This window comes from Clostridia bacterium (genome assembly GCA_017405765.1).
Classification (GTDB): Bacteria; Bacillota; Clostridia; order Oscillospirales; family RGIG577; genus RGIG577.
In genome coordinates this window covers 25,779-44,455 of record JAFQZS010000013.1, presented here as the reverse complement: position 1 = coordinate 44,455, position 18,677 = coordinate 25,779, and the positions used below count along the sequence as shown (strand labels likewise).

The window sequence follows — 18,677 nt, the reverse complement described above, 5'->3', positions numbered from 1 at the left end:
TATGAGGTGTACCGGTTTTTTAACAGTAACGTGAAACAAAAGAGGTATAACATGGAGAGTGACAAGTACGATAAATATAACTGCATCCGGCTGGAAAACCAGATCTGCTTTCCAATGTATGCCTGTGCAAAAGAAGTCGTGCGGCAGTACAGGAAACCGCTAGAGAAACTGGGGCTTACTTATACGCAGTATGTTGTGATGATGGTGCTCTGGGAATTCGGCGGCATGACAGAAGGCGAACTTGGCAGAAAAGTATATCTCGACTCAGGAACGCTGGCGCCGCTTCTCAAACGGATGGAGAAGCAGGGTCACATCACACGCATCCGCCCTGAAGCGAATCAAAGAAAACTGTTTGTTGAACTGACGGCAGCGGGAAATGCGCTGAAGGATCAGGCGATAAAGGTGCCCTTCGAAATGGAAGGCTGTCTGAAACTCGAACGCGACGAGCTTATAGCGCTGAAGAAATTACTGGATAAGGCGATTATGCAAATGGAGGTATAAATATGGAGATAAAAGCGGTAAAATTCAGAAAAGACGGTTTTTACACCCAGCCCTTCATCTTTGGCGGCGAGGAAGGCATGGATAAGTTTGATAAGAATATACGCTATCGCGGCAGTTTGCAGAACTACCTGATCGATACCGGCGATGAGGTCATTCTTGTCGACACAGGAATACCGGTCGAAATGCCCGAGGAAGTGCCGGATGAAAATAGCCTGCTTTATACGGGAAAAGACATCCAAAGCTACATGGAGGCATTCGCAGCTCTTGGGTATGATCCAAAGCAGGTGACGAAAATCCTTGTGACGCATAAGCATGCCGACCATACCGGTGAACTTAGATCCTTCCCTAATGCAAAGGTCTATGTCGGCGCAGAGGAAACATCCGCTGAGGAGCTTCAGGAATTAGATAATATTGTACCTGTCGAATATACGGACGGCGCGTATTACAACTTCCCCAAATGTCAGAAGATCGCGGATGGAATTTATTTCATCAAAGCGAAAGGCCACACCAACGGAAACAGCATCGTTATCGTAGAAAACGACGGTTTGTTCTATATGCTCCACGGAGATATCACCTACACGGATGATGCGCTGTATGAGAATAAGCTTTCGGTGGTGTTTGATGATCTTCCCGCAGCGCGCGAGACGCTTGATCGCGTCCGTGATTTTGTTCGCGATCATCCGACGGTTTACTGCGGGACACACACGCCGCAGGGTTATGAAAATCTTGAGGCAAAGCGTGTGATGGATCTTAATGATCCTGTTCCTACGGTATTGGCCGAAGTTGATTTTTCAAAGACAGAGGCAACCGGCAAGTATGTATGCTCCGTCTGCGGCTATGTATATGATCCTGCGGAACATGACGGCGTCGCATTTGAAGATCTGCCGGACGACTGGAAATGTCCGCGCTGCAAAAAGACGAAAGAAAAGTTTAGTAAGGCCTAAATCCCAAAAGACACAAGGGAGGTAATAAAGATGGCAGAAAACGATAAACTTGATGCGGTAAGTTTGGGCGACGGACGCTACAAATGTCCGTGCGGCTATATTTATGATCCAAAGAAGGGCGATCCGAAACATGATATTCCCGCGGGAACAAAGTTTGAGGATCTCCCGGACGACTGGCGCTGCCCCAGATGCAAGCGCAAAAAGGAAAAATTCAAAGCTCTGTGATTTCCGGTTTGTCTGTCCGGATCTCTGAAACATATTGATTTTCCTGCATTTTTTCGCAGGTATGCTGTAATAAAAGGCTACGTTTTCCCTTGTTTTTGCACTTATAGGGCAAAAACAAGGGAAACTTTTTATCTGTTGCCGCCTGCTGCCTTGTCAAGCAAGCGGCGGCGGTAAGGGTCGCGGTAGGGGTATCCGCCTTGTTCTTCACCTTGGAAGTCAGCTGCGCTTTACGCTCTCGCACAGCGGCCTTGCATCCCCGTCGGTGAGGAATACCTTGACGTAAGCCGCCGACTTGTTGAGGGTGAACGCGTACTCGTTTACACCGCTCTGCACCGCCCGAACGAACACCTCCAGCATCTGCCCGGAGGCGGTGTAGCCGGCCAGATAGAGCGTGTGCCCGGCCCCGCTCTTTGCCAAGGTCACGACGGCTTTTGAGCCGTCAAGCTCGACGGAGGAGACGGCGGGGTCAAAGGGGATCTGGACCCACTTGTAAGAAGCGTTGTCATCGGAGTTGTAAGGCACTGCGCCGCTTCCGTCTGCATCAGCACTGCCTCCGGCAGTGACGCCGCTTCCAAGAACCGGCGGTTTGCTCAGAGCGACAGTATTGCCCGAGGCCTTCGCCGTTCCGCCGCTGACAGTCATATCCTTATCAAAGACGATCCCGCGGCTTAGGGATGCGGTCCCTGCCTCAGCTGTAACAGAGCCTGCCGTGATGGTTACGTCGCCACGGTTCATCCAGCCGCCCTGCACCAGAATGCCGCCGCTTTCCGTATCTGCGCTGCCGCTTTGTGCGATAACGGTCATTCCGTTCACATAGACGTCGTAAGCCGTAATTCCGCAGCTGAAGCTACCGGCGTCGGCCCCTTTGGCATTGACGCTGCCGGAATCGGACAGCACGAGCGATCCGTTCGCGATCAAGCCGTAGCTGTAAATACTTGCCCCGCCGTTTGCGTTCAGCGTACCCGCTCCGGAAACAGTCAGCGTACCGGTGGTCATGCTGTGCAGACCACTGCTCGCAGCATATGCATACGTAGTTTCAGGTACGCCGCCGGTGAGTGTGAGGGATGCTCCATCGGCAATGTTTATCCCGACATTGAAGCTCCCGGAATATGACCACACGTCGTTTGGATCGCCGATGAACAGTCCCGACGATGAGTTCCGATTTGTATTGCCGCCGGTAATGACAGAGTCGCCGCCGGTGACATTTATCGTGAAGGCTTCACTTCCGGCATACACGATGCCGCCGTCCTCGTCGTAACTGCTTACAGAGGCGCTGTCAAGGCCCGTGATCGTCGCCCCGTTCAGGGTCAGGGTGTTGGCTGAAGCGTCATAACTTGCTTCACCGCCCGGCGCCACGCTGACGCCGCTGATCACGGACAGGTCCGCAGCATTGGCGCTGGTCACCTGGGTCCCGGCAACGTAAAGATCATAATCGGTAACACTGTCTTCGGTGATGCTGATATCATCGATAAATAAAGCTGCACTATCATCGCCATGCTCATAATATCGTATAGCTACGTACTTTGTTCCGGCGGGGAAGGATTCAGAAACAGTATGCCATTCTTCATCGTCTTTTTGAATATCGATATCAGTATTTAGGAAGGTGAAGCTGCCCACGTCATTATTTGTGGTCGAATAACCTACGGTTAATGATTCCGAATATGATTTGTGTCCCGCCTTGCATCTGAAACTGAAGGTAACGGCTGATCCTCCGGAAATCTCCGGCGAGATCAAATAATTATCCCCATAAGTTTTAGTCATATAATAAAACCTAAAGAGGTTATTACCATAATCATTATAAATGCCGCTGTGATCAGAACTATCGCTTGAAGCGTGATATATAAGCTTCCAATTATTCAGTTCTGACGCATCACTGAAATCATAACTGTATGGAAGCGTGATAGTTGACGCTGCAAACGCAGCCATAGAACACAGGCTCAGACAAAGCGCGAGAATGAGGAACACAGCGAAAAAACGTTTTAGTTTCATGGTCATAATCTCCTTGCAGTTTTGAATATCGTCGCGGAGCGCCTCGGGAAACTCTGTCCCAGCGCTAATTTCTACATATAAGGGGATAAAAAAGACTTTTACCACAACCGACGCTGTGGTAAAAGTCCCGCTACTTCGAACAAATTCCGGGGATATCCCGTACTGACGAAATATGTTGCGCAGATGCGCCAGCTGCTCCCTAATACCTCATCTGTAATATGGCATAAAGCCCTCTCAAGGTCAAGGCTTATCCCTCTAAAACCGGCCGTATGCTTTGTTTCGCAGAAGCATTTGCTCTATTGCCTGTTCGTTAATGTCAGCAATGCAGGTGTTAAGCCTGCCGATGCTCGGCAATTCCGTGTACAGATCTTTGCGCTCTGCCTTGATGTACCGAAAACGCCTATGATTTCGGGGATCTCAAATTCCGTTTTGTCGAACAGACACGCCACGGCTCCCAGGCTGCCATTATCGGCGGCGAGGAGCCTTGCGGCCTTCCCTTTTAAAAAAAACAGCTTAATGCAAAACAGCGGCCGCGCGGGCCGCTGTTTTTTAATGCGATATATATTATTTTGCTTCCGTCTTTTCTTTATCCTCAAGGCCAAAGTTCGGGCAGTTGTTGCATCTCCATATCTCGTCTGCGACCTCGCCCCACTCCTCGGAGCGCTTCTGGCACTTGCCTGCAAGAACGTCTACGTCCTCGGGAGCCATAAGATCGGTCGAATGTGCGCCCGACACGTGCACCATATGAGAGATGCAGTGCGGATTGTCGAGCACCGGGCAGGGACGAAGGTGGTTTTCGTTGAACGGCTGTCCCGCCTTGTACGCCATGAAGAGCGGCGACATATACGCTTCAAGAAGCGTCTTGTCCTTTATATTGGAGTCGGAGTAATGAACGAACGCACAGGGCTCGATGTCTCCGTTCGCGTTTATGTGGAGGTAATTGCGTCCGCCCGCTATGCAGCCGTCAACGAATTCTCCGTCGTTCCAGAAGTCCATAGTGAATATCGCCTTAGTATCTCTGAACTTGCGTACCTGATCGTACATGAACTTGCGCTGCTCGGGCGTTGCCATAAGCTCCGGCACCGCGTCCTTGCCTACCGGCATATAAGTAAAGAACCAAGCGAACTTTGCGCCCCACTCGATCATCGCATCAAAGTATTCCTCGGAGCCTATCACCTCATAATTCTGGCTCGTATAGCAGCACGATACGCCGAAGGGCAGCTTCTTTTCCTTGAGTATCTTCATCGCTCTCATAACGGCGTCGACCGTGCCTGCGCCGCGGCGGGAGTCGGTAGCTTCCTTAAAGCCCTCAACGCTTATCGCCGGAATGAAATTCGTAACGCGCAGCATCTCGTCTGCAAAAGCTTCGTCAATAAGCGTTGCGTTGGTGAACGCCAAAAATTCGCAGTCGTCGTGCTTCTCGCAGAGGCGGATAATATCCTTCTTTCTTACGAGCGGCTCGCCGCCGGAGAAGATGTACATATAAGTGCCCATCTCCTTGCCCTGGCGCACGATGTCGTCAAGCTGCTCGAAGGACATATTGAGCTTGTTTCCGTATTCGGCAGCCCAGCAGCCTATGCACTTTAAGTTGCACGCCGAGGTGGGATCCATGAGTATCGCCCACGGAACGTTGCAGCCGTACTTCTTTCTGAACTTCTCCTGCTTGTCCCATCCTATAAGGCTTGCATTAAGGAAGAAATTATTGAACAGCGTGTGACGCACGTTGTCGTCTATATCTGTCCATACGCTCTTTATGAGCTTGAACCAGTTGCCGTCCTGATTGGTTGCGGCGTCTCTGAAAGCCTGGATCTGAGGGCCGAAATCGTTTCCTGCGATCTTCTCCATCATATCGAGAAGCTTGGGTAAATTTTCTTCGGGATTTTTGTCAAGATAGCTGTAGGCAACGCTGAAGCCCATTTCCTTTATAATATTCGGTACCTTCATACTCGTTTTTCCCTTTCCTTTCAAAAAACGATCTGCGCGGCGGCAAAAAAGATAAATAATAAAAACAGCCGTGTAAAAATACGCAGATGTTTGATTTTATTTATAAACCTTATTATAGTATCGCATTTTTTAGATTTCAATAAACAAAAAATGCGTTTTTTGTGCCATTTTAGACGCTATTTTGCAAAAAACTCGATTTTGAATGTCGGATCGGCCTTTTTTGTTACACAATTGACAAATTGTCTAAAAAGTCGAAAAACACATATGGTTTTACACCCCTCCATTAGGATCTAGGCGTTGTAAGAGCACAAAACAGCTGCATTTCCTCAAATATCGCCTTTTATCAAGTATTTATTTCGATCATTGCGTACTTTTAAAGTTTATTGTTAAATCACGCAAAAGACTTTTTGAAGCAAATGCTTCGATATAGCCAAAAAAAGGTTGTAAAATATAAATAAATATGTTATCATTTCTTTATAAGTTTTATTTATTCTGAACAAACCGCAAAACGCGGCGAAAAAACCGCGCGCGGTCTTTAGAGTGCCTGTTTTAGAAAAATTTTATTATAAAGGAGATAATTATATGGTAAGCATTGATCTGTCAGGCAAAAACGTACTTATCACCGGCGCAGGCGGCGGTATCGGCGGCGGTATCGCAAACGTATTCGCTCAGGCGGGAGCGAAGGTCTACGTTGCGGACTGGAAAATCGAAAACGCCGAAAAGAAGGCCGCAGAATTAAAGGCGAACGGCTTCGACGCCGTACCTGTGATGCTCGACGTTACGAAAAAAGACGACATCACCGCAGTCGTTGACAAAATCGTTGCCGACGACGGCAAGATCGACAACCTCGTTACGTGCGCGGGCGCATGCTACAACATACCCTTTATGCAGACGACCGAGGATCAGCTCCGCACGCTGCTCGAGATAAACCTGATATCCGTAAACAATACATGTCAGGCAGTCTTAAAGCACATGATACCGCGCAAGGAAGGCAAGATTGTTAATATCCAGTCCTCCGCTTCGCGCGAAGGCCATCCGCTGACCTCGCATTACGCAGCGTCGAAATTCGGCGTAATGGGCCTTACGCAGTCGATAGCGCTCTCCGTTACGGGCGACAATATCAACGTAAACGGCCTCTGCCCCGGATTTATAGACACCCAGCTCGGCGCTCAGCAGGGCTCGAACCTCTGGGATGTGCTTATGAAGGCTTACGGCCAGCCTAAGGAGCAGATGCTTCAGACCCTCGTAGCAAAGACGGTTCCCATGGGACGCATGCAGACGCCCGAAGACGTAGGCTACGCAGCGCTGTTCTTATGCTCCGATATGGCGAAGAACATCACCGCTCAATCGCTCAACATCGACGGCGGCATGAAGCTCGACTGATTTTGAGTCTTCGATAAATATAATAAGGAGATAATCGTTATGGTGAAAATAGATATGACCGGTAAAAACGTACTCATTACGGGCGCGGGCGGCGGCATAGGCGGCGGCATCGCCGACGTATTTGCCGAAGCCGGTGCGAAGGTGTACGTTGCCGACTGGAAAATGGAAAACGCCGAAAAGAAGGCCGCAGAGATAAACGAAAAGGGCGGCAAAGCCGTTCCCGTAATGCTCGACGTTACGAAAAAAGACGATATCTACGCCCTTATCGACAGGATAGTCAAAGAAGACGGCAATATAGACAATCTCGTTACATGCGCGGGCGCATGCTACAACATCCCCTATATGAAGACCACCGACGAACAGTTCAGAACGTTGCTTGAGATAAACCTTCTTTCGGTAAACAACACGTGCCAGGCGGCTCTTAACTATATGGTTCCGAGAAAGCAGGGCAAGATAGTAAACATTCAGTCGGCGTCCTCACGCGAGGGCTCGCCCATATGCTCACACTATTCGTCGTCGAAATTCGGCGTAATGGGCCTTACTCAGTCCATCGCGCTCGCCGTTGCAAAAGACAACATCAACGTAAACGGTCTCTGCCCCGGCATCGTAGTAACGTCGCTCGGCGCACAGCAGGGCTCCAACCTCGTTGACGTTATAATGAAGAGCAGCGGTCAGTCGAGAGAGGCTATACTTCAGTCGCTTATTGACAGGAACATCCCCATGGGACGCTTCCAGACGGCCGAAGACGTGGGCTACGCGGCGCTCTTCTTATGCTCCGATTACGCGCAGAACATCACGGGACAGTCTTTGAATATTGACGGCGGCATGAGGCTCAACTAAGCGTTCCCGTACTTAAAATCACAATAAAATTACAGGATGGACTGTCATGATAAACTTTGATTTTACAGGTAAAAACGTTCTTATAACCGGCGCTGGCGGCGGCATAGGCGGCGGCATCGCCGACATATTTGCAAAGGCAGGCGCGAAGGTGTACGTTGCCGACTGGAAAATGGAAAATGCCGAAAAGAAGGCCGCCGAAATAAACGAAAATGGCGGCAAAGCCGTTCCCGTAATGCTCGACGTTACGAAAAAAGACGATATCTACGCCCTTATCGACAGGATAGTCAAAGAGGACGGCAATATAGACAATCTCGTTACGTGCGCCGGCGCATGCTACAACGTGCCCTACATGAAGACTACCGACGAGCAGTTCAGAACGCTGCTCGAGATAAATCTTCTTTCGGTGAACAACACGTGCCAGGCGGCTCTTAATTATATGGTTCCGAGAAAACAGGGCAAGATAGTAAACATTCAGTCGGCGTCCTCGCGCGAGGGCTCGGCTATATGCTCGCATTATTCGTCATCGAAATTCGGCGTTATGGGCCTTACTCAGTCCATTGCACTTGCCGTTGCGAAAGAGGGCATAAACGTAAACGGCATCTGCCCCGGCCTCATTGTTACGGGGCTCGGCAATCAGCAGGGCTCGAACCTCTGGGACGTTATTTCAAAGAGCACGGGACAGCCGAGAGAAGCCGTGCTTAAATCTCTCGTTGAGAAGAACGTGCCAATGGGACGTTACCAGACGCCCGAGGACGTGGGATATGCGGCGCTCTTCTTATGCTCCGATTACGCGCAAAACATCACGGGACAGTCTTTGAACGTTGACGGCGGCATGAGACTCAACTAAGCGTTCCCGTATTTAAAACTTATTAAAATTACAGGAGGGACTTTCATGGTAAACTTTGATTTTACAGGTAAAAACGTTCTTATAACCGGCGCAGGCGGCGGTATAGGCGGCGGCATCGCCGACGTATTTGCAAAGGCAGGCGCGAAAGTATACGTTGCCGACTGGCTTGAAGAAAACGCAAAGAAAAAAGCCGATGAAATAAACGCCGCAGGCGGCAAGGCCGTTGCGGTAAAGCTCGACGTGACCGACCTTAACGCCATTGAGGATACGATGAAGATGATAGTTGACGCCGACGGCGGCATCGACAATCTCGTTACCTGCGCGGGCGTTATGTATAATAAGCCCTATATGATGACGAAGCCCGAGGAAATGAAGCTTACGCTCGATGTAAACCTCGTTTCGGTAGATAATCTCTGCCATGCGGCTTTAAAATATATGCTTCCCAAGAAGGCCGGCAAGATAGTAAACATTCAGTCGGCGTCTTCGCGTTTAGGCAATCCGAACAGCGCGCATTACGCGGCTTCCAAATTCGGCGTAATGGGTCTTACCCAGTCGATAGCGCTTGCCGTTGCAAAAGAAAATATAAACGTAAACGGCATCTGCCCCGGCCTCGTAGTTACGGGTCTCGGCGACCAGCAGAACAGCTCTACGATAACCATGTATATGAAGGCAAGAAACTGCACGAGAGAAGAAGCTCTCGAAGCGTTAAAGACCTTCTCGCCTATGGGTCGCTTCCAGACCGGCGAGGACATGGGCAACGCCGCTTTATTCCTCTGCTCCGATTACGCTAAGAACATCACCGGCCAGTCTTTGAACGTTGACTGCGGCATGAGACTTAACTAAAAGATCCAAACACAAAAGGCATCCGCCGCAAAAATGCGGCGGATGCTTCTTTTTTGCCGTTTTAGGATTCACGCTTTTACATACGCGCTCATTCCACCGCAGATTATTTTCGTTGCAGCGCGGATCAAATCCTCCACCGGCATCTTTTTCCCGTCAGCCACCCATTGGCGATAGAGGATAGTAGAGTTTGCGGCAAAATAAGCGAAGACAAGGTTATCCTCATAGGGATCGTTACTGAACGCCCCTTTATATTTTTTTGCCTGATATTCCATTATCTTTGCATTCACCATATCTCCTATGTGGCCGGAGGGGCCTGTGCAGAGCATCCGCTCATGCAGCGGCGACATATTTGTAACATACTCAAAGTAATACCGCGTGATGCGCTTGATGTCCGCAAGGCTGTGATATGATACGTCCTGACTGATAAAATCGGAAACTATCTCATCCTGAAGCTCGGCCAGCAGATCGTCCATATGTTCATAGTGCAAATAAAATGTTTTGCGGTTGATCCTGGCGCGCGCCGCCAATTCCTTCACGGTTATCTCGGAATACTCCATTTCGATCATCATTTCCTCAAATGCCCGGCGTATGGCTTCATGCGTCTTTATCACACGAAGGTCCTGCTTGTTTTGTTCGATCGGCTTCATTGACTTGTTCTCCCTCTCCGGCATATACTTATTCCTCAAATGGGCAACTTGTGTTGCATAAGCCTTTAATTTTCTTTATGTGGCCATTGCCAAATAGTTACATGTTGATTATAATGGACTTGCGAGCAAAAAACAACATAAGAGTATTAAAATAAAAAAAGCGAGGGCCGTGGTTTTAACGTAATATATGACTTTATCAAACGGAGTAAAAATGCCCCTTGAGGGTTTGGGGGATATTTCAGCTCCCCGACCCGTAAGTCTGCAAGAATGTCCTTCCGGACGGCCGTTAAGACGTGTTATCGTTCGATCGGCACGGCGGCGCAAAGCGCGCTCAAAAAGTGAAAATGACTGCCCGGCGCTGCTGCGCCGCGCCTCATTCTTAAAAATATATATCGCCGAATATCTCGATGATTTTTAAACGAACCTTAATGAAAGAGAGGAATTTAAACCATGAAAAAAAGAGGAATATTAGCGATCCTTATAGCTGCCGTCATGATCGCGGCAATCGCTGCACCCTGTATTGCGGCTTCAAAAACGGGCTATGACGACGTCCCCGACGACGCGTGGTACGCAGAGGCTGCCGCCCATCTCAAATCAAAGGACATAATGAACGGTACGGGCGATAACAAGTTTTCGCCGGATGATGTGTTTACGCGCGCGCAGCTTGCCACCGTGCTGTACCGCATTGCGGGAGAACCTGCGGTAACAGGCGAAGACAGCTTTACCGACACTCAAGACGGGCTGTGGTATTCCGACGCGGTTCTTTGGGCTGAGCAAAACAATATTGTAAACGGGATCGGCGGCGGCCTGTTCGGAACGAACAATGCCACCACGCAGGAGCAGCTTGCAACAATGCTTTGGCGCATGGCGGGAGAGCCTGCGGCGTCTGCCGCTTCCGACTCAAGCGCTTATGCCGCGCAGGCGGCAACGTGGGCAAGAGAGAAACAAATTGCTCCTACTTCGGCATATTATACCTTTACTCCGAAGGCCGACGCGACGCGCGCTCAGGTCGCCGCTTTGGTATCAGCTTATCTCGCCATGAGCGAATCGTCATCGCTGAATACCGTTGACCTCTCCGAAGCCATGAAAACGATACCCGAGTCTTACACTACCGCTGCGGCAAAACAGGGCGAGATAGTGCGCTTCGACTATGATACGGCAGCGGGATCAAAATACGCTTACGTCTATGTTCCATACGGTTACGACTCAAGCAAACAATATGACATACTCTATATTATGCACGGAGGCGGAGGCAGCGCAGAAACCTTATTCGGCGGCGCAGATCAAAGCAACGACATCAAAAACGCGATCGACCACCTTATAGAAAACGGTGAAATGGCCCCTATTCTTATCGTAACGCCTACGTTTTATACTAACGCGCATAACGACAGCAGCGTAAACGGCTCTTATGACGCCGTGCGCGAGTTCCCCAACGAGCTTGCAAATTATCTGATGCCATCAGTTGAGAGCGCATATTCCACATACGCTCCGACGGCGGATGCGGCCGGTTTCAAAGCGTCACGTGAACACCGCGCTTTCGGCGGTTTTTCAATGGGATCGGTAACTACCTGGTTCGTATTTGAGCAGCTCCTTGATGATTTCGCCACATTTATCCCCATAAGCGGCGACAGCTGGACCGTATCCATGCAGGGCGGCCAGTCACAGGCAAAGGAAACTGCCGAAAAGCTGGCGCAGGCCGTTGCAGATCAGGGCTATACCGCAAACGACTTCTTCATCTATGCCATGACCGGAACAGACGACATTGCCCAGCCGATGATGACGGCTCAGCTTGACGCGATGAGGCAGTATACCGATACGTTCCGCTTTACCTCTTCCGATATGAGCGCCGGCAACATCACATATCGGGTACACGAGGGCGGAGTCCATGATATGCCCAATGTAAAGATCTATCTCTATAATGCCCTTCCCGATATCTGGGGCGGCGTAAATACCGATGCGGCGGCTCCCGCAGCTCCCGCTTCCGATACAGAGAAAAAAGCCCTTGTGATTTACTTTGACTACGCGGAAAACGTGGACCCCGGCGATATGGATGTTGACGCGGTGTCCTCCGCAAGCCTCGACGGACGATTAAATCAGAATATCCGCACTCTGAAAGTCATGGCCGACGAAATTCAGTCTCTGAAGAATGCGGACGTTTTCTCAATTCAAATAAACGAACGCTACTCTGCCGATTATGAAACTATGGTGAGCATTGCACAAAAAGATCAGCAAAACGATAAGCAGTTTACTTTCCGCAAAACGCTTCCCGATCTTGAGCAATACGACACGATCTATTTCGGTACGCCCGTATGGTGGGGACAGCTTCCTCAGCCTGTGAAAGTATTTTTGGAGCAGAACAGCTTCGCAGGAAAAACGGTAGTTCCTTTCGGCATAAATCTCGGCAGCGGCTTCGGTCGGATCTTAACGCAGTACAGCGAGCTTATGCCTGACGCGAACATTGCGGAAGGTATAACAATAAGCGCCTCAACAACAAATGAATCGGCAAAGGCTCAAACCGCTGAATTTTTCTCATAAGGCGCAATTATCAAAAAGACAGCGCGATCCATCGCATAAAAAAAGAGACGGCTTCGTCTCTTTTTTTGTCTTTCCTTTTATTCCTTTAAAAAGTCCAATATACGCCGCGCGTCGTTATACCCCTTCTCGTAGAGCATCTGAAGCTTGTCCTTATCCTTCGTAAGCGTCTCGACGCCGCAAAGGTCATCCGGAGCCAAAACGAGCGCGCGCCCTTCCTTCATATACTGTATTGCCTTCGCCACGCTGTCGTTATACGTTTTATAGCGTTGCAGTATCAGCTCGGCAGCCTTTGGAAATTTTCTTCTTACGATGCGCGCAGGCCAAATGTCCTTCTTTTGTATTCGTTTGAAATCAAGCGGACGCGTAAGTATAACTATTACCTTTTTGCATCCGTCGCGCAGCGCCTTTTCTATCGGCACGGGATCGGATATGCCTCCGTCGTAATACGGCACGCCGTCTATAACGTACGGCTTGCACACCATAGGTATGGCCGATGACGCCTTGCATACGCTGTAATCGTCTCGCTTAAAGTCCTCTTTTTCAAAATATTTCGTCTCGCCCGTGAGCGCATTGGCCGCAACTATCTTGACCTTTGCAACAGCCTTGGAAAACATATCGAAATTGAGCGGATACTCTCCGTCGGAATTTGACAGAGTGCCGTAAATATAATCAAGATCGAGATAAGAGCCGTGCTTTATGAAATTTCCGGGGCTCATGTATTCCTTTCGCATGGAATACTCCATATAGAACGTTCTGTTTCTTCCCTTCTGACGACCCAAAAACGAAGCTACGTTCGCGCTGCCCGCCGAAACGCCTATAAGATAATCAAAATTGATATTATGGTCAAGACAAAAATCGAAAACCGCCGAACCGTATATGCCTCTGAGTCCTCCGCCTGCGTCCACGATGCCTATCATGCGCCTCAACCTTTCCGTAGTTACTTTTATCTATTTTTACTTTATCACATGAAAAAATGCAAATCAAAAGACAAACAGGCCGATTTGTAAAAAAATATAACAAATACGGATTTTGTATAATAGAAAAAGGGAGCGAATGCGCTCCCTTTTTCTAAATAATATTACTCTTACTTACTCTTTATATACTTATCCATTGCGGCTGCGGCAGCCTTGCCGGCACCCATTGCAAGGATAACGGTAGCTGCGCCTGTAACGGCGTCGCCGCCTGCGAAAACGCCTTCCTTGCTCGTCTGTCCCGTTGCTTCCTCTGCAACGATGCAGCCCTTTCTGTTCGTTTCAAGATCGGGAGTCGTGCTGCGGATGAGCGGGTTCGGAGACGTGCCTATCGACATGATAACGCAGTCAAGGTCAATAGTATATTCGCTGCCTTCCTTAACGACAGGTCTGCGGCGTCCCGATGCGTCGGGCTCGCCAAGCTCCATCTCAACGCACTCAACGCCCTTTACCCAGCCGTTTTCGTCGCCGAGTATCTTCGTGGGAGCGGTGAGCAGCTTAAAGATTATGCCCTCTTCCTTAGCGTGGTGTATCTCTTCGTTTCTTGCGGGCATCTCTTCCTCGCTTCTGCGGTAGAGGATGTAGACTTCCTCGGCGCCTATGCGCTTTGCACAGCGGGCAGCATCCATTGCAACATTGCCGCCGCCTACGATGGCTGCGCGCTTGGGCACCATTACGGGAGTGGGATTATTCGGCAGATATGCCTTCATAAGATTTATTCTCGTTAAGAACTCGTTAGCGGACAGAACGCCGTTTAAGTTCTCGCCGGGGATATTCATAAAGCTGGGAAGGCCTGCGCCGCTTCCAACGTATACGGCCTCGAAGCCGTCGTCCTTCATAAGCTCGTCAATAGAACCGGTCTTACCTACTATGTAGTTAAGCTCAAACTTAACGCCCTTGTCAGAAAGAGTATCTATCTCACGCTGAACGATGGCCTTGGGCAGTCTGAATTCGGGTATGCCGTACACGAGCACGCCGCCTGGCTTGTGGAACGCCTCGAATACGGTAACGTCGTATCCCATATTCGCAAGGTCGCCCGCGCAGGTAAGGCCGGAGGGGCCTGCGCCGACTATTGCTACCTTATGACCGTTCTTCTTTATGTCTATCGGCTCGGGCTTCTCGTTCGCCATGCTCCAGTCTGCTGCGAAGCGCTCAAGACGGCCTATTGCTACAGGCTCGCCCTTTCTGCCGCGAACGCACTTGCTCTCGCACTGCGATTCCTGCGGGCATACTCTGCCGCATACTGCGGGAAGGGAGCTCGTCTCCTTTATCTTCTTTGCAGCGGCCGAAAAGTCGCGGTTGGCAATAAGCTGTATAAAATCGGGTATCTGCACGTTTACGGGACAGCCGGAAATGCAGGGGCGCGCCTTGCAGTTGAGGCAGCGCTGCGCTTCTTCTACTGCCTGCTCCTCGGTATATCCCAAAGCAACTTCTTTAAAGTTCTTATTTCTGACGTTGGGATCCTGCTCCGGCATCGGGCATTTTATCTGCGACATGTTAGGCATTTTTGATTACCTCCTCAAGATTGCATCTATGTCTTTCCATAGCTTCCTGCTCAAACTTCTTATACATCTTCGAACGGCGTATAGTCTCGTCAAAATCTACGAGATGACCGTCGAAATCGGGGCCGTCAACGCATGCGAACTTCGTCTCTCCGCCTACGGTCAGGCGGCAGCCGCCGCACATTCCCGTACCGTCGACCATTATCGGGTTCATGCTCACTATGGTCTTTACGTTGTACTTTTTGGTGGTAAGGCATACGAACTTCATCATTACGAGCGGGCCTATCGCTATTACTACGTCATACTGCTCGCCTGCCTGAAGCAGAGCTTCAAGCTCATTGGTAACAAGATTCTTTCTGCCGTTAGAGCCGTCGTCGGTGCAAACTATGAGGTTCTCGCATACGGCCTTCATCTCGTCCTCAAGGATTATTATGTCCTTCGTTCTGAAGCCTGCGATTATATCCACCTTCGCGCCCATCTCATGAAGAGCCTTCGCCTGCGGATAAGCGATGGCGCATCCGAGGCCGCCGCCTATAACGCACGCCTTCTTTATGCCTTCAAGCTCGGACGGCAGTCCAAGCGGGCCTGCAAAGTCATGTATATATTCGCCTTCGTTCAAAAGTCCCAGCGCGGCGGTCGTCGCTCCGACTTCCTGGAAAATTATCGTTATCGTGCCTTCTTCTCTGTTGTAATCCGCTATGGTCAGAGGGATGCGCTCTCCGTCATCGGATACTCTTAAAACTATGAACTGACCGGGTTTAGCCTTTTTGGCTACATGAGGGGCTTTAACGCGAAACAGTTTTACCTGTTCGTTCAAAACCTTCTTTTCAACGATTTGATACATACTTCAAACTCCTCCAAACGAATTCAGTATATATTTATTATAATACTATGTACGAAAAATTCAAACTTTTTTCACTGATTTTTTACAAGAATATATAATCTTTGAGCAGAAATAATAAAAGAGCGCCGAGTATCGGGGCATTTTTGATATGTTTTTCACACATTTGACCGGGTCTACAGTCAAAGTTTTTTACAAAGGAGAATATCCATGGCAAAAAAACGCCTTAAAAAGGAAAAAGCAGCCCTCGGAGAGCATAAGACTCTCGCCCTTTCGGAAGAAAGCAGGCGCGACGAACAAACGAACGCCGCCATACCGTCAGAGGACGCCGCATCACGCGCCCGCGACTGGTGCCAAGAGAATAAACTATGAAAAGGGCGCTTTCGCGCCCTTTTCGCCCTTTTGTCGTTATCCGCCTATTTTCGCAACAAGCGAATCCATATCCACGTCTTCGCTTATTATGCCTATTTCCTTTTCCCACTCGGCCAGCGCCTTCCAGCTTTCCTCATTTATATCCAAAAAGCCGTGCTCGTCTGACGACATAAGCGGCAGAAGTATCTCCATGCTCATTTTTTCAACTTCGGCGTTCAGCGGATAATTGGCCTTGTCCTGATTTGCAAGCAATATGGAAAGCGCCTCTTCGGGGTCGTTTTTCATATCCTCAAATCCGCGCTTCGATGCGCGCATGAATCTTTCAAGCTTGTCGCTCTCATTTTTCACCTGCGATTCGCCCGTTATAAGCACAAGCTCCTCATAATCGGGCACGCCCTCGTCCTTTATATCAAAATAAACTACGTCCACGCCCTCGTTTAAAAGCTCGGGGTACTCGTGATTTATATACGCGCCGATTATAGCGTCCACATTACCTGTGATAAGCGAAGCATTTACGTCAAAACCGACGTCTATAAGATTTATCTCGTCCGCAGAAAAACCGTTGTGCTTCGCCATGGCAGCAATATAGTACTCATTGTCCGTCGTGCCGGGATAGCCTACTGTCTTGCCGCGCAGATCGCCCGCGCCGTTTATGCCGCTTTCCCTCATGGAAATAACTACGTTCAAGGGATGTGCAACGACCGTGCCGAGTATCTTTATCGGTATATGCTGATTTACGGCCGTTTGAAGTATGTTCGGCTGATAATAAAGGCCTGCGTCGGCCTTGCCCGCCGCAGTCATCGTTATAGCGTCGTTTGTATTTGCGGGAAGCTGTACATTAACGCGAAGCCCTTCTTCTGCGTAATATCCCTTTTCTATAGCCACATAAATGAACGAATGCACCGCGTTTGGATACCAGTCGAGCACTATATCAAAATCCTCAAGCTCGTCTGCGTCCTGTTTGCCGCCGGAATTGCTGCACGCCGTGAACATAAATACCGTGATAAGCGCAAGTATCAGAGCAAGTATCCTTTTCTTCATTATTATCCTCCCTTTCACGTTACTCCTTCATAGTGCCGAGTACCGCGCAAAACAGCGCCGTCATCTCGGAAATGCTCGGAATATATACCTTTTCCTGCGGCGTGTGCATGCCCTGCTGCACGGCGCCGAATGCATCAAGTGCGGGCACGCCGTAATAATAAAACCAGCATGCGTCGGTCGCGGTAGGATCTGCGATCTCCGTTATCTCAAGGCCCATCGTTTCACCGGCCTTTTTCACTATACTAACGGCTGCGCTGCCCGCGTCGTTTTTCTCAAGCGCGGGAAAAAGTATATGATGCTCCACCGTTGTTGTGCAGAAAGGATCTTCGTTTGATGCGGCCAGCGACTCTATATTAGCCTCCGCCTCTTTGAACGACTCGTTTGTCGGAAGGCCCGCAACGCAGAACTCCATATGCGCGTCTCCCGCGACTATGCCGTTGGGCCTGCCGCCCGATATGGGCGCTACATTATAATATATCTCGCGCTCGTAATCGTTGAAGCTGTAATATTTAAGGATCTTGTGGGCGAGCTCCTTTATGGCGCTGTGACCGTCCATATATGCGCCTCCGGCATGAGCCTCAACGCCCTTTACATCCAGCGCTCCCAAGATCACGCCGTCGCGCTGCGACACCACGCCGTAGCCTTTGTCCGTCTTTACGGCGTACTCGAAAACGTATGCGCACTCGGCTCCGGCCGCCTCAGCTTCAAAAACCTTGCATCCTGTGGGCGAGCCGATCTCTTCATCACAGCTGTATATGAGCACTATTTCCTTATCCGGCAAAAGTCCAAGCTCCGACGCTATCCTTACGGCATAGGCCGATATGACCACGCCGGCCTTGCAGTCGCCTGTACCAAGCCCGTGAAGCCATCCCTCATCATCTCGAAACGGCGGATATTTTTCGGCAAAGCCTACGGGGAACACTGTGTCAAGGTGAGCGTTTAGGACTATTTTCCCGTTCTTTGAGCCTGCATTTACCCTGGCGACAAGGTGTGTGCCCACGCCCTCGCAGAATACTTCTTTCATCTCGATACCGGGTATAGACGAAAGCATCGCGCGCGTCATATCAACGGTCTTTCTGTTGCCCTCGATATATCCCGACTCGCTGTCCACCTTTGCGTATTCCTCCAAAAGCTTTACCTGAGCTTCAAGATAACGCTCGGCACATTCGCGTATTTTTTTTGCTTCCATATTTTCTCCTTTCGCATTTTTAAAAGAAAAGGCGGATGACCCGGATAAGGTCGTCCGCCCGAA

The 18,677-nt window shown here is 49.8% G+C and carries 17 protein-coding genes; 9 read left to right on the top strand and 8 right to left on the bottom strand.

All coding sequences use genetic code 11. The features are described from left to right. Positions 1-51: 51 nt before the first annotated feature. From IJG50_02825 to IJG50_02815, 3 genes are read left to right on the top strand one after another with little or no spacing between them, the layout of a single operon-like run. On the top strand, positions 52-501 hold the full coding sequence (locus tag IJG50_02825; GenBank protein ID MBQ3378781.1) for a MarR family transcriptional regulator: 450 nt from the start codon (positions 52-54) through the stop codon (positions 499-501). A 2-nt stretch (positions 502-503) separates the two neighbouring features. Beyond that, a complete protein-coding gene (locus IJG50_02820) occupies positions 504-1,445 on the top strand; it encodes an MBL fold metallo-hydrolase (protein ID MBQ3378780.1) in 942 nt (313 codons plus the stop codon). Positions 1,446-1,475: 30 nt separating this feature from the next. Continuing rightward, complete coding sequence (locus tag IJG50_02815; protein ID MBQ3378779.1) at positions 1,476-1,670, top strand: rubredoxin; 195 nt, start codon at positions 1,476-1,478, stop codon at positions 1,668-1,670. Positions 1,671-1,886: 216 nt separating this feature from the next. Here IJG50_02815 and IJG50_02810 read toward each other — a convergent pair whose 3' ends face one another. Beyond that, a complete protein-coding gene (locus tag IJG50_02810) occupies positions 1,887-3,659 on the bottom strand; it encodes a choice-of-anchor J domain-containing protein (protein ID MBQ3378778.1) in 1,773 nt (590 codons plus the stop codon). Positions 3,660-4,223: 564 nt separating this feature from the next. Further along, the gene (locus tag IJG50_02805; protein MBQ3378777.1) at positions 4,224-5,603 is read right to left on the bottom strand and encodes a radical SAM protein; all 1,380 of its coding nucleotides are present in this window, start codon (positions 5,601-5,603) and stop codon (positions 4,224-4,226) included. Positions 5,604-6,185: 582 nt separating this feature from the next. Here IJG50_02805 and IJG50_02800 point away from each other — a divergent pair. From IJG50_02800 to IJG50_02785, 4 genes are read left to right on the top strand one after another with little or no spacing between them, the layout of a single operon-like run. Next, on the top strand, positions 6,186-6,986 hold the full coding sequence (locus IJG50_02800) for an SDR family oxidoreductase (GenBank protein ID MBQ3378776.1): 801 nt from the start codon (positions 6,186-6,188) through the stop codon (positions 6,984-6,986). A gap of 39 nt (positions 6,987-7,025) precedes the next feature. Then, positions 7,026-7,826 carry an SDR family oxidoreductase gene (locus IJG50_02795; GenBank protein MBQ3378775.1) on the top strand — a complete coding sequence of 267 codons (801 nt, stop codon included), beginning with the start codon at positions 7,026-7,028 and terminating at the stop codon, positions 7,824-7,826. 46 nt (positions 7,827-7,872) lie between these two features. Then, positions 7,873-8,673 carry an SDR family oxidoreductase gene (locus IJG50_02790; GenBank protein ID MBQ3378774.1) on the top strand — a complete coding sequence of 267 codons (801 nt, stop codon included), beginning with the start codon at positions 7,873-7,875 and terminating at the stop codon, positions 8,671-8,673. Positions 8,674-8,718: 45 nt separating this feature from the next. After that, positions 8,719-9,516: an SDR family oxidoreductase gene (locus tag IJG50_02785; GenBank protein ID MBQ3378773.1), complete on the top strand. Its 798-nt coding sequence runs from the start codon at positions 8,719-8,721 to the stop codon at positions 9,514-9,516. A gap of 68 nt (positions 9,517-9,584) precedes the next feature. Here IJG50_02785 and IJG50_02780 read toward each other — a convergent pair whose 3' ends face one another. Next, positions 9,585-10,163 carry a TetR/AcrR family transcriptional regulator gene (locus tag IJG50_02780; GenBank protein ID MBQ3378772.1) on the bottom strand — a complete coding sequence of 193 codons (579 nt, stop codon included), beginning with the start codon at positions 10,161-10,163 and terminating at the stop codon, positions 9,585-9,587. Between the two features lie 450 nt (positions 10,164-10,613). Here IJG50_02780 and IJG50_02775 point away from each other — a divergent pair, with 450 nt between their 5' ends. Continuing rightward, on the top strand, positions 10,614-12,698 hold the full coding sequence (locus tag IJG50_02775) for an S-layer homology domain-containing protein (protein ID MBQ3378771.1): 2,085 nt from the start codon (positions 10,614-10,616) through the stop codon (positions 12,696-12,698). Positions 12,699-12,775: 77 nt separating this feature from the next. On the opposite strand, the gene IJG50_02770 is transcribed toward IJG50_02775, so the two are convergent. From IJG50_02770 to IJG50_02760, 3 genes are all read right to left on the bottom strand, one after another. Next, positions 12,776-13,615: a patatin family protein gene (locus IJG50_02770; protein MBQ3378770.1), complete on the bottom strand. Its 840-nt coding sequence runs from the start codon at positions 13,613-13,615 to the stop codon at positions 12,776-12,778. A 167-nt stretch (positions 13,616-13,782) separates the two neighbouring features. Beyond that, a complete protein-coding gene (gene gltA / locus IJG50_02765; protein ID MBQ3378769.1) occupies positions 13,783-15,174 on the bottom strand; it encodes an NADPH-dependent glutamate synthase in 1,392 nt (463 codons plus the stop codon). Continuing rightward, complete coding sequence (locus tag IJG50_02760) at positions 15,167-16,015, bottom strand: sulfide/dihydroorotate dehydrogenase-like FAD/NAD-binding protein (GenBank protein MBQ3378768.1); 849 nt, start codon at positions 16,013-16,015, stop codon at positions 15,167-15,169. The genes gltA and IJG50_02760 overlap by 8 nt, the downstream gene beginning before the upstream one ends. Positions 16,016-16,222: 207 nt before the next feature. Here IJG50_02760 and IJG50_02755 point away from each other — a divergent pair, with 207 nt between their 5' ends. Then, on the top strand, positions 16,223-16,384 hold the full coding sequence (locus tag IJG50_02755) for a DUF3787 domain-containing protein (protein ID MBQ3378767.1): 162 nt from the start codon (positions 16,223-16,225) through the stop codon (positions 16,382-16,384). Positions 16,385-16,420: 36 nt separating this feature from the next. Here the strand turns inward: IJG50_02755 and IJG50_02750 are convergent, their stop codons facing one another. Together IJG50_02750 and IJG50_02745 are read right to left on the bottom strand one after the other, a co-directional pair. Then, positions 16,421-17,425 carry an ABC transporter substrate-binding protein gene (locus tag IJG50_02750; GenBank protein MBQ3378766.1) on the bottom strand — a complete coding sequence of 335 codons (1,005 nt, stop codon included), beginning with the start codon at positions 17,423-17,425 and terminating at the stop codon, positions 16,421-16,423. Between the two features lie 19 nt (positions 17,426-17,444). Further along, positions 17,445-18,614: a M20/M25/M40 family metallo-hydrolase gene (locus tag IJG50_02745; GenBank protein ID MBQ3378765.1), complete on the bottom strand. Its 1,170-nt coding sequence runs from the start codon at positions 18,612-18,614 to the stop codon at positions 17,445-17,447. Positions 18,615-18,677: the final 63 nt, after the last annotated feature.